Annotated in this window: 9 protein-coding genes and 1 pseudogene; 4 read left to right on the forward strand and 6 right to left on the reverse strand. The window is 74.7% G+C overall.

Features of this window, described 5'->3' with window-relative positions:
• Window positions 1-1,776 (reverse strand): hypothetical protein (locus B1205_RS28315; RefSeq protein WP_176308851.1); only part of this gene is annotated, 1,776 nt, incomplete at its 3' end.
• Window positions 1,777-2,526: 750 nt separating this feature from the next.
• Between B1205_RS28315 and B1205_RS33665 the strand changes: the two genes are divergently transcribed.
• Entirely contained in the window at window positions 2,527-3,207 is a 681-nt protein-coding gene (locus B1205_RS33665; protein ID WP_254910279.1) for a hypothetical protein, read from the forward strand.
• Here B1205_RS33665 and B1205_RS28325 read toward each other — a convergent pair.
• Entirely contained in the window at window positions 3,180-3,983 is an 804-nt protein-coding gene (locus tag B1205_RS28325; RefSeq protein ID WP_089158384.1) for an SAM-dependent methyltransferase, read from the reverse strand. The two genes, B1205_RS33665 and B1205_RS28325, sit on opposite strands and share 28 nt — an antisense overlap.
• Before the next feature lie 155 nt (window positions 3,984-4,138).
• Here B1205_RS28325 and B1205_RS28330 point away from each other — a divergent pair, with 155 nt between their 5' ends.
• From B1205_RS28330 to B1205_RS28340, 3 genes are all read left to right on the forward strand, one after another.
• Window positions 4,139-4,585 carry an SRPBCC domain-containing protein gene (locus B1205_RS28330; protein WP_176308852.1) on the forward strand — a complete coding sequence of 149 codons (447 nt, stop codon included), beginning with the start codon at window positions 4,139-4,141 and terminating at the stop codon, window positions 4,583-4,585.
• A 139-nt stretch (window positions 4,586-4,724) separates the two neighbouring features.
• Complete coding sequence (locus B1205_RS28335) at window positions 4,725-5,129, forward strand: nuclear transport factor 2 family protein (protein ID WP_089158386.1); 405 nt, start codon at window positions 4,725-4,727, stop codon at window positions 5,127-5,129.
• A 105-nt stretch (window positions 5,130-5,234) separates the two neighbouring features.
• A complete protein-coding gene (locus B1205_RS28340; RefSeq protein WP_089158387.1) occupies window positions 5,235-5,867 on the forward strand; it encodes a hypothetical protein in 633 nt (210 codons plus the stop codon).
• Between the two features lie 19 nt (window positions 5,868-5,886).
• Here B1205_RS28340 and B1205_RS28345 read toward each other — a convergent pair whose 3' ends face one another.
• The 4 genes and pseudogenes from B1205_RS28345 to B1205_RS32635 form a co-directional block, all read right to left on the reverse strand.
• Window positions 5,887-6,516: a copper resistance CopC family protein gene (locus B1205_RS28345; RefSeq protein ID WP_089158388.1), complete on the reverse strand. Its 630-nt coding sequence runs from the start codon at window positions 6,514-6,516 to the stop codon at window positions 5,887-5,889.
• Window positions 6,497-7,051 carry a hypothetical protein gene (locus tag B1205_RS28350; RefSeq protein ID WP_089158389.1) on the reverse strand — a complete coding sequence of 185 codons (555 nt, stop codon included), beginning with the start codon at window positions 7,049-7,051 and terminating at the stop codon, window positions 6,497-6,499. The genes B1205_RS28345 and B1205_RS28350 overlap by 20 nt, the downstream gene beginning before the upstream one ends.
• 34 nt (window positions 7,052-7,085) lie before the next feature.
• A pseudogene (locus B1205_RS28355) lies at window positions 7,086-7,480 on the reverse strand (acyl-CoA thioesterase).
• Window position 7,481: 1 nt separating this feature from the next.
• Window positions 7,482-10,415 (reverse strand): SDR family NAD(P)-dependent oxidoreductase (locus B1205_RS32635; protein WP_254910280.1); only part of this gene is annotated, 2,934 nt, incomplete at its 5' end.

The raw sequence follows: 10,415 nt of genomic DNA on the forward strand, positions 1-10,415 counted from the left end.
GCCCCGGATGTCGTCGTCGGCGACCGCGAAGAGCACGCCGTGCGGCCGGGCGTCGCCGTACGCGCCGTGCGGCCACACCGGACGGTTGAAGTTGACGCACGCGCTGCCGGTGCTCTCGTCGCGGAACGACGGGTCGAGGGAGAGGCGACCCGAGCCGGCCACGTCGATCATGCAGACCCGGTGGTCGCCGTCGCCGCCGAGGCGGGCCAGGAAGTAGTTGGCGGTGGCGATCCGCTCGACCTTCCCGGTCTCCCGGTAGACGCCGTGCGGGCCGCTGCGCGTGAACGTGTCCATCGCGCCCCAGTGCGGGCCGCCGTCGGTGACGTCGCGGATGGGCAACACGTCGACCAGCGCGGGGCAGTCCGCCTCGGCGCCGCCCCCGGTGATCTCCGGCGTGGTGTCGATCCGGCACCGGGGGTCCCGGCCCGCGGCCATCAGCTTGCTGACGTCGAGGACGTAGACCATGCCGCTGGTCAGTTCCCGGTCGCCGCCGAGCTGCACGCCCATCACGGTGTGGAACAGGAAGCGGTCGTCGGGGCTGAGCTGCAACCAGCTCCCGCCGTCCCCGGCGCCGGTGAGCAGGCCGCTGGTGTCGAAGCGGCGGTAGGCGGCGCTGTCGTCGAAGACCTCCCGCCAGGCGGGCTTCCGGGCGGTGATGTCCGGGGTGTAGAACACGGCGCCACCCCACATGGTGGAGGCGAACGCGCCCCGGTTGCGGCGCTGGTGGGTGACGGCGGTCTCCATGAAGAGCTTCTCCTCCTCGAAGACGGGGAGCTGCTCCTGCCGGGGACCGCTCGGCATGTGGGTCACCGACACCAACCGCGGGTCGTTCCGCTTGGAGATGTCGAAGATCCGCACGGTGTCGCGGATCAGGTACGGGTCGAACTCCCCGTCCGGCTTGTCGAGGTAGTTACGGATCTCCGCGAAGTCGGTCACCACCATCCGGTTCAGGTCCTCGCGGACGGCGATGCCGTGCGGGTTGGCGCAGGTCGCCTTCGGCAGCGCGGGCCGGTTGGGGCACCAGGCGGTGCTCTCCCCGGAGGCGGCCATCGCCGGCGCCTCGCTCAACGTGCGGCCGTCGGGAGCGATCCGGACGATCTCGCCGGGGGAGCCGGCGTACCCGTTGCCGACGCGCACCTGACCGTTGGTGTAGCGGCACGGTCCGGTGAGGTCCGGCCCGCCCATGTACGTGCCGTAGGCGGTGCCGTCGCTGAGCACCGCGTACGCGTCGGGGACCGACCCGCAGGGCGTGTCACCGGCGGTGTTGACGCCGGACAGCCGTACCTCCGGCAGCCGGGCCACGTCGAACACGTACGTCGTGTCGGAGAGGATGCCCCCGGCGTAGACCTTGTCGCCCTTGTGCCAGGCGTACTGGAGGTGGTGCGGCTCGTTGCCGCGCAGCGGGTCGAGGGTGGCGGTGTTGACCACCCGGCCGTAGCTCGGTGAGCCCTTGGTGGCGTCGACGACGGCGAGGAAGTCCGGCCCCTGGCCCTCCGGGCCGGAGGCGGCGGCGTGGTGCCCGGCGGCGCCGGTGGGGGCGCCGCCACCCGGTGCCGTGTCGCCCGCCCAGACCAGCAGCCACTCGCGGCGCAGCGAGCCTCGGCGGGCGTCTCGGGTCAGGTGGTTGGTGATCGTGTAGGTGCGACCGTCGGTCGCCCGCACACTCGACGTGGTGACCGTGACCGGCCCGGACGCGGGCGCGCCGAGACCTCCGGTCGCCCCGGTCAGCGCGTCGGTGGTCAGCACGAGCAGCACACTGAGGAGGCCCGCGGTCACGCGGCGCCGAGACGGATGACGAGTTGGAGACACGGGTCCTCCCACGGTGGGGGCGGGGTGGGCGGGCGCGGCCGGGACCGGTCGTCGGTCCGGTGCATCGATCGCTGCCCTGCGCGACCAAGCTATAGGTTCTTATATCGCTGTGTCGCGAGTCAAGTATCGATCCTTGACCTGTGGTGCGCTGACCCGGCAGGCTGACCGCATCCCACTTCCACTTTGGATAGCGTCGGTGAGGAGGTCGTATGGAGCGCGAACCGGTGCCGCCCGTCGTCCGCGACTACCTGCTGCTCGGGCTGCGGTTCGGTCGGCTGGTGGACGGCTTCGTGGACTGCTGGATCGGCGACCCCGCCCTGGACCGTCAGGTGCGCGACGAGCCGCGGCCCACCGCGACGGACCTTCTCCGGCAGGCGCGGGAGGTCGCCGCGGCGGTGCCGGACAGCGGGCTCGCGCCGGCCCGGCGGCGCTTCCTGGCCGCCCAGTTGACCGCGCTGGAGTGCGCCGGCCGCCGCCTGGCCGGGGAGGACCTGCCCTTCCTCGCCGAGATCGAGTCGTACTTCCAGGTCCGGATCACCCCGCGCGACCCCGACTGGTACGCCGACGCGCACGCCGACCTCGACGCCGAGCTGCCCGGCTCGGCGTCGCTGCGGGACCGGCTGGGGGGGGNAAGCGGTCCGGGCGGTCGCCGCGGCGCTGCGCGCGGAGCTGGCCCCGCGGTTCCCGCTGCCGCCCGGCGAGCGGGTCGAGTTCGAGGTGGTCACCGGCAAGCCGTGGAACGCCTTCAACACCTATCTCGGCGGCCTGCGCTCCCGGGTGGCGCTCAACGCCGACGTCGGACACCGGATCACCTCGCTGCCGTTCGTCGCCACCCACGAGGCGTACCCCGGGCACCACGCCGAGCACTGCCTGAAGGAGGACGGACTGGTCCGCCGGCGGGGCTGGGCGGAGCAGTCGATCGCGCTGGTGAACACGCCCCAGTGCCTGATCGCCGAGGGCATGGCCGAGCAGGCCATCCACGTCGCGCTCGGGGACTCCTGGGGCGCCTGGACCGCCGAGGTGCTGGCCGAGGTCGGGTTGACCCTGGACGGGGACCGCGCCCAGCGGATCGAGACCGCGTTCGGTCGGCTGCTCGCCGCCCGCCAGGACGCCGCGATCATGCTGCACGACCAGCACCGGCCGGCGGACGAGGTGGCCGCGTTCCTGGCCCGCTGGATGCTGGTCAGCGACGAGCGGGCCGGGCAGATGCTCACGTTCCTGACCGACCCGCTCTGGCGGGCGTACACCACCACGTACATCGAGGGGTCGCGCCTGGTGCGGAGCTGGTTGGGCGCGGGCGGGCCGGCCGACCCGGCGGCCGACCGCTACCACCGGCTCCTGGTCGAGCCGATGCTGCCGGCGGAGCTGGCTCAGTCGAGCCGCCCCACCCCGGCGTAGGCCATCACCTCGGCCCGCGGCGAGGCCGGCGCGTCCCCGGGCTCCGGCCGCCACCGGGGCAGGAACACCACCCCGGGGTCGAGCAGCGTGAAGCCGGCGAAGAACGCGGTCACCTCGGCCCGGGTGCGCATGTAGGCGTCGGTCTGCCCCGCCGTGGTGAGGTCCACCATGGAGCGCACCCGCGCGGGTGCGCCGTCGTCGGTGCCGTGCGAGACGACCAGGTGGCTGCCGGGCACGACCGCGTCCCGGTACGCCGCCACCAGCGCGCCCGGTTCGTCGGCGTCGGCGACGTAGTGCAGGACCCCGAGCATGAGCAGGGCGACCGGCTCGGTGAGGTCGAGCACGGCGCGCACCCGCGGGTGGCCGAGCACCTCGTCCGGGCGGCGCAGGTCGCCATGCGTCATCGTGACGCCCGGGGTGCCGGCGAGCAGCGCCCGGCCCCGCGTCACCGCCTCCTCCTCGATGTCGACGTACGCCACCCGGGCCTCCGGGGCCACCCGGCGGGCGATCTCGTGCACCGTGCCGACGCGGGGGATGGCGGAGCCGATGTCGAGGAACTGGCGCACCCCGGCGCGGGCGCAGTGCCGCACCGCGCGGGCCAGGAAGGCCCGGTTGAGCCGGGCCACCTCCGGCGCCTCCGGCACGCTGGCCATCATCCGGCGGGCGAACTCCCGGTCCGCCTCGTCGTTGAGGTCGCCGCCGAGGTAGTAGTCGTACACGCCGGACACCCGGGCGCGGCGCGGGCCGGTGGGGGCCGGTTCGGTCGTGGGGTCCATGGTGCTCCTCCTGCCGTGGGAACCCAGCAACTATATGTTGTGAAAGTGATGGCGATCCATGGCCGACTTTTCCCGCAGCTCGCGGCACGGTTGCTTGACCAGCCTCGATGTGCTTACTACCTTCCGTGCGAGTAGTCGAGTCGAGGAGGACGACGATGACCGAGCCCGCCTTCGTGCACGAGATGGACCTGCGCGCCACGCCGGAGCGGCTGTGGCGTGCGCTCACCGACGGCCGGGTGACCCGGCGCTACTGGTTCGACCGGCGGATCGAGTCGACCTGGGCGCCGGGCTCGCCGGTCCGCTTCCACGACGGCGACGGCGACGTGGTCACCGACAGCGGCGTGGTGCTGGCCTACGAGCCGCCCCGCCGGCTCTCCTACTCGTTCCGGCACGAGCTGGCCGACGACGCGGCGGACCAGCCGTACACCCGGGTCACGTTCACCCTGACGCCCTCGGCCGACGACCGGGTGCGGCTGCGGCTGGTGCACGACCGGCTCTCCGGGCCGGACGAGGTCGAGGGTTGGCGTGCCGGGTGGACGCCGATCCTGGACCACCTGCGGGAGTTCGTCGAGAGCGGCGACAAGGCGGGCGCGACCGGGTGACACGCGCTGCTCCCGTCACCCGACCCGGTCGCCCCGGTTGTGATAGGTATAGTGCGCCGGCCCCGGGGGTCGTCCGAAACTCCGCCCCGTCTCCCGGCCCGCGTGTCCGTTCTGATCCGTGCCGACTGGAGGCAGGTCCGTGACGCATCCCAACCTGGACATCATCCAACGCTTCTTCGAGGCGTACTCGAAGCGCGACATGGCCGCCCTGGCCGAGGTGACCACGGACGACGTGTCCTGGCACTTCCCCGGCCGTAACCCGATGTCCGGCGAGAAACGCGGCCGGGACGAGGTGGTGGCGTTCTTCGACCGGATGGGCGGCATGGGCTTCCGCCCGGAGAAGCTGATCACCGGGGCCAACGACGACTACGTGGTCGAGACCCAGTGGGTCCACGGCGACCAGGACGGCGAGGAGGTCGTCATGGGCTGGACAGTGCTCTGGTCCTTCACCGACGGCAAGCTCGCCGGCGGCCGGCACTTCTCCGCCGACCAGTACCTCGCCGACGAGTTCTTCGCGCGCAAGCTGGCCACCCAGCGGTCCTGACTCCTCGGGCGCGGGCGGGCCGGCGACGGCCCGCCCGGCGCTTGACGGCCCCTCCGCCCGTCCGGTTGACTGGAAAAACCCGTAGATTGGCCGGAGAGGTGGCGGATGTCGGTCACGGTGGAGTCGACGCGGGACATTCCGGTGCCGGCCCGGCACCTGTGCGGCCTGGTCTGGTCCGGTCAGCTCCTCTGGTTCAGCGAGGCCGAGCAGGGCCGCATCCTGGCGGTCGACCCCGGCTCGGGCGTCGTGGCGCGGCAGTTCGCCTGCCCGCAGGTCCGCACCGACCTCACCGTCCACGACGGGCGGCTGGTCCAGGTGGTCGGCGGCGACCGGGCCCTGCGCACCGTCGACCCGCGGACCGGCGCCGTGCTCGCGGAGACGCCGAACCCGCGTCCCGGGCACACCCTCTGCGGGCTGGAGGCGGGCCCGCACGGCATCTGGTTCGGGTACGAGGACCTGCGCGTGATCGACCGACGGGCCGAGGACGGCCGGCTGCTGGACACCATCGCGGTGACCGGCGCGGTCGCCGGCATCACCGCCACCGACCGCCACCTCGTCTACGCCGATCACGCCGCCGGCGCCCTCACCGTGGTCGACCCGGCGACCCGCCGGGAGGTCGCCACCTACCGGGTCGACGGGAACCCGACCGGGGTGGCCTGGGACGGCACCCGCTTCTGGTACTGCGACTACCCCACCTCCCGGCTGCGGGCGGTCACCCTGCCGACGCTGCCCGCCTGACCGGTCCGAGCCGGGCGGGTCAGGCCCGCTCCCGCCGCCGGGCCGGCCGCCCGAGCAGCACCGCCACGGCGAATCCGGTGAGCACGGTGACGAACACCAGCACACCGACGGTCAGCGGCCCGGAACCGAAATGGTCGTGTCCGCCCGTACCCGCCGCGGAGTCCGGCGCGGCGGTGACGTCCGGTCCGGAGCCGGCGTCCGCCGCGGACCCGCCGTCCGCACCGACCCGGTAGCCGGCCTGGCCGGACACCTCCCGCCCGTCGCCGAGCAGGACGTGGTAGCCGAGGCGGTAGCCGCCCGGCCCAGCCGGCGGCAGCGGCAGGGTGACGGTGCGGCCGTCGACCCGGGCCGCTCCGGCCGGCAGCCGCCCGCCCGCGCCCACCACGGACACGTGCACCTCCCGCGGGTCCACCCGGCCGGTGAAGGACAACGTCACCGACGCGGGCGCGGTCGCGAGCCGGGCGCCGTCCGCCGGGTCCAGCGACTCCAGCCGGGCCGGCCGCCGGGCCACGGTGACGCCCAGGGCGACCACCGCGACGGCGAGCAGGGCGACGGAGACCGCCGCCACCCGCCGCCAGCGGGCCACCGGAGCGCCACCGCCACCGGCGTCCGGACCGGTCGCGTCCGGCTCAGGCCGTCCGGGCGACATCGCGGCAGCTACAGCTCATCCGGGACAGCTCCCGGCCGCTCGGGCGCAGGTGCAGGTAGACCGCGACCACCATCGGCAGGAACACCACCGCGTTGTAGAACAGGTGCAGCTCCACCCGGGGGAAGGCCAGTTGAAGGATGCTGGTGGGCACCGCCCGGCCGAGCAGGTACGCCCCGCTGAGCGCCTGCACCAGCAGCAGCAGGTGTTCCAGGTGGTGCCAGATCTGGACGGCGAGGGAGGCGTTCCACCAGGCCCGCGAGCGGCCCACGAACCCGTGCCGCAGCATCCAGAGGCCGACCAGCATCACCAGCGCGTACCCGTAGTGCAGCCACTCCTGCTGCACCAGCCACGGGAACGGCATCCCGAGCACGCCCCGGGCCTGCGGTCGGGGCCAACCCAGCACCCAGATCTGCACGGCCTGCACGATGTGCTCGGCCCAGTGGGCCACCACCACCAGCATGAAGATGTTGAGCGCGGCGCGGTGCCGGGTGCCGTTGAGCCAGCCGCCGGTCGCCGTCGGTGACGTGACGGTCATGGTGCCTCCCTGGGGTCGGGTACGGATGCGGGGTTCAGCCATGGCGGACCGAGGCCGAGGGGTCGAGGTACGGGGTCAGCGCCCGGACCAGCGCGGTCGGCACCCGCGTCGGGACNGGGTCTCCTCCGGTCCCACGCCGCGCAGGTAGTCGAAGCTCATCTCCACCTGGGTCTGGGTCACCTCCACCAGCCCCATCCGGATGGTCAGCTCGTCGAACGCGGTCAGCTCGGCGAAGAACTCGCAGTCGACGCGGAGGGTGAACAGCTTCAGGTCCGCCCGCAGCTCGGCCAGCACCTCCGGGGCCCGCTCCCGCAGGAACATCTCCCGGCACCGGCCCTGCCACCGCAGGTAGTTGACGTAGTAGACGTTGCCGACCAGGTTGGTCTCCTCGAACCCGACCACATGCCGGTAGCTCCACCCCTCGCCCATCTCACGCCCTCCGTCCGGTCAGGACCGCCAGCACCACCGGCTCGGCCCGGTCCCGCACCGCCGCGACGACCGTGGCCACCCGCAGCTCCCCGTCGGTCAGCACCACCCATCCGGGCACCGGGACCGGCGGCCCCAGGGCCATCGCGACGGTGGGTGGCCGCCCCGCCTTCTGGAGGCACTCCAGGGCGCACCACACCCGGGTGTACGCGCCGGCGTGGTCCCCGGTCTGGGTGGCGATCAGCTCGGCGAGCGGCAGGTGCGGGCCCAGCAGGTCGCGCCAGACCTCCGCCGGCCGGTCCGTCACCGCCTCCAGGTCGGCGGCGACCGGGTACGCGTCGGCGACGGCCAGGCTCATCCCGGGCTGGTGCGAGGCGGAGACCAGCGGACCGCCGGCGATCTCCGGGCGGCCGTCCGGACGGTGGTCGAGCCGGACCGGCCGACCCGACGCCCGCCACAGCGCGGTCGCGGTGACCGCCCGCCGGCCGGCCCGGTCGAGCCGCGCCCGGTGCGGCTCCACCACCACCGGCAGGTCGACGCCGAGCACCTCGGGCAGCCGGCGGGTCAGGTACGGCCCGAGCAGCGCCGGCGTCCACGGCGTCGCCGGGTCCCGCCGGCGTACCGCCCGCAGCCGCAGGCCACGCCACCGCTCCACCACCGCGCCGGAGGCGGTCCGCACCGCCACGTCGTAGACGTACGTGTCCCCGCTCCGCTCGCGTTCGGCGGCGGTGAACCGGACCTCCTCGGTGGCGGCGAGCTTCGGCCCGGCCGGTTCGATCCGCTCCACGCCGACCGGCAGCAGGGTGGCGTCCGGAACGCAGACCTGGATGCCGTGCATGAACGCGTCGCGTGCCCCGGGGTCGCCCAGCACCAGCGCGGCGGGCAGGGCGGGATGGAACCAGCCCACGTCGTCGGTGGTGGACACGTCGGCCTCGGCGTGCCGGGCCGTCACCCGGCGGTACCGCAGCAGCCGCCGGAACCGGGCTCCCTGGAAGAGCACGTCCCGGTACAGCTCGCCGGCCGGGTCGAGCGCCACCGGCGGCGGGTCGCCGTCGAGCGGATCCGGGTCGTCGGCGCCGCCGTCCAGCGGCCCGAACGAGAGGGTCGCCCGGAAGTGGTCGGCCGCGAAGCCGGTCTCCGCGCTGCGCAGCGTCACCTCGATCCGGCCCTCGGCGGTGACCAGCGCGGCGATCCGGACGGTGGTGGACCCGTCGGGCGGCACCACCACCGGGCGGGCGAACACGGCGTCGTGCACCACCGGCACCCCGGAGGTGCCGGTGAGCGCGGTGGCCACCTGCGCCATCGCCTCCAGCCCGAACACCGCCGGGAAGAGCAGCGCGCCGTCGAGGCGGTGGTCGTCGAGGTACGGGTCGGTGGCGGGGGAGAGGTCCACCTCGGTGACCAGCTCGACGCCGTCGTAGTGCACCAGCGGCCGTTCCAGGAACCGCAGCAGCGGCAGCTCCCGGTGGTCGTACCCGAGGGTGTCGAGGTTTCCGGTGCGGCCGGCGAGCACCACCGTGGCCGGTGGGTCCGGGTGGGCCAGCACCTCGCGCAGCAGCCGCACCCCCTCGTCCGGGGTGACCGGGGTGACGCCGGCCCGGGCCAGCGACTCGACCACGGCCAGCCGCTCGCCCATGCCCACGCCCGACCAGACCGACCACTCCAGGCAGAGCGCCCGGCAGCCGGGGTGCCGGCGGCCCACCTCGGCGGTCAGCTCGGCCAGCCAGTCGTTGGCCAGCGCGTAGTGTCCCTCGCCGGGCAGACCGGCCCGGCCGATGATGCTGCCGAACGTGACCAGCAGCCGCAGCCGCGCCGGGTCGACGGCGTCCAGCACCGCCCGTAGGCCGTCCACCTTCGGGGCCAGGGTGCGGTGCAGCGCGGCCGGGTCGAGCGCGGCGAGAGCGGCCGGCTCGTTGCGTCCGGCCCCGTGCAGCACCGCCGTCACCGGCCCGAGGACCCGGTGCACCTCGGCCACCGCGGCCCGCACGGCCGCCCGGTCGGTGACGTCCGCCCGGACGTAGTGCACGGTCGTGCCGGCGACGCGCAGCCGGTCCAGGTTCGCCGCCAGCTCCGCGTCCCGGTCCGGATCGGCCCGGCCCAGCACGGCCACCCGGACGCCGGTCTCCGCCGCCAGCGCCGCCGCGCACTCGGCGGTGATGCCCTTGCCGCCGCCGCTGACCAGCAGCACGTCCCCGGCGTCCAACGGCGGCGCGGCCGGCGGGCCACCGGACAGCAGCCGGCGCAGCAGCGGGACCCGCCGGACGCCGTCGGCGCCGTAGCGGGCCTCGGTGAAGCCCTCGGTGCCGGCCACCTCGGCGACCACCCGCGCCACCGGATCCCCATCGGCCGGCAGGTCGACCACCGTGGTGAGTAACCCCGGGTGCTCCAGTCGGGCGGTCCGGGCCAGCGCGGCGACGCCCCGGCCGCGCTGCACGACGACCAGCCGGGCGTCGGCCGGCGCGGCGACGGCGGCCTGCACCGCCGACAGGGCCAGGGCGAGGTCGTCGGGGCCGTACTCCCCGGGCAGGCAGAGCAGCACCCCGGGGCCCAGCTCGGCGGCGTGCAGGGCGTCGCGCAGGGCCACCGCGAACGGGTGGTCGGGCGGGGCGTGCAGCTCCCACCGGCCCGCCCGGCGGGGGGCCACCCGGGGCGGCAGCGGCCGGGCCACCAGCGCGACACGGTACGGCCGGACCCAGGGCGCGACGCCCGCCACCTCGGTCGGCTCGCGTCGGTCCGCCCCGGCGGCGGCCAGCGTCCGGAGCGTCTCGGCGAGCTGCCCGACGGTGGCGGTGGCGAACGTGGTGGGCGCCGCGACGGGCTCCAGCCCCAGCTCCCGGGCGGCCTGGTTGACCAGTTGCCCGATCGCGATGGAGCTGAGGTGCAGCCCGTCCAGCAGGCGGGTGTCGGCGGTGACGCTCTCCAGCGGCAGCTCCGCCCG

This window comes from Micromonospora sp. NBS 11-29 (assembly GCF_002140155.1).
Classification (GTDB): Bacteria; Actinomycetota; Actinomycetes; order Mycobacteriales; family Micromonosporaceae; genus Micromonospora.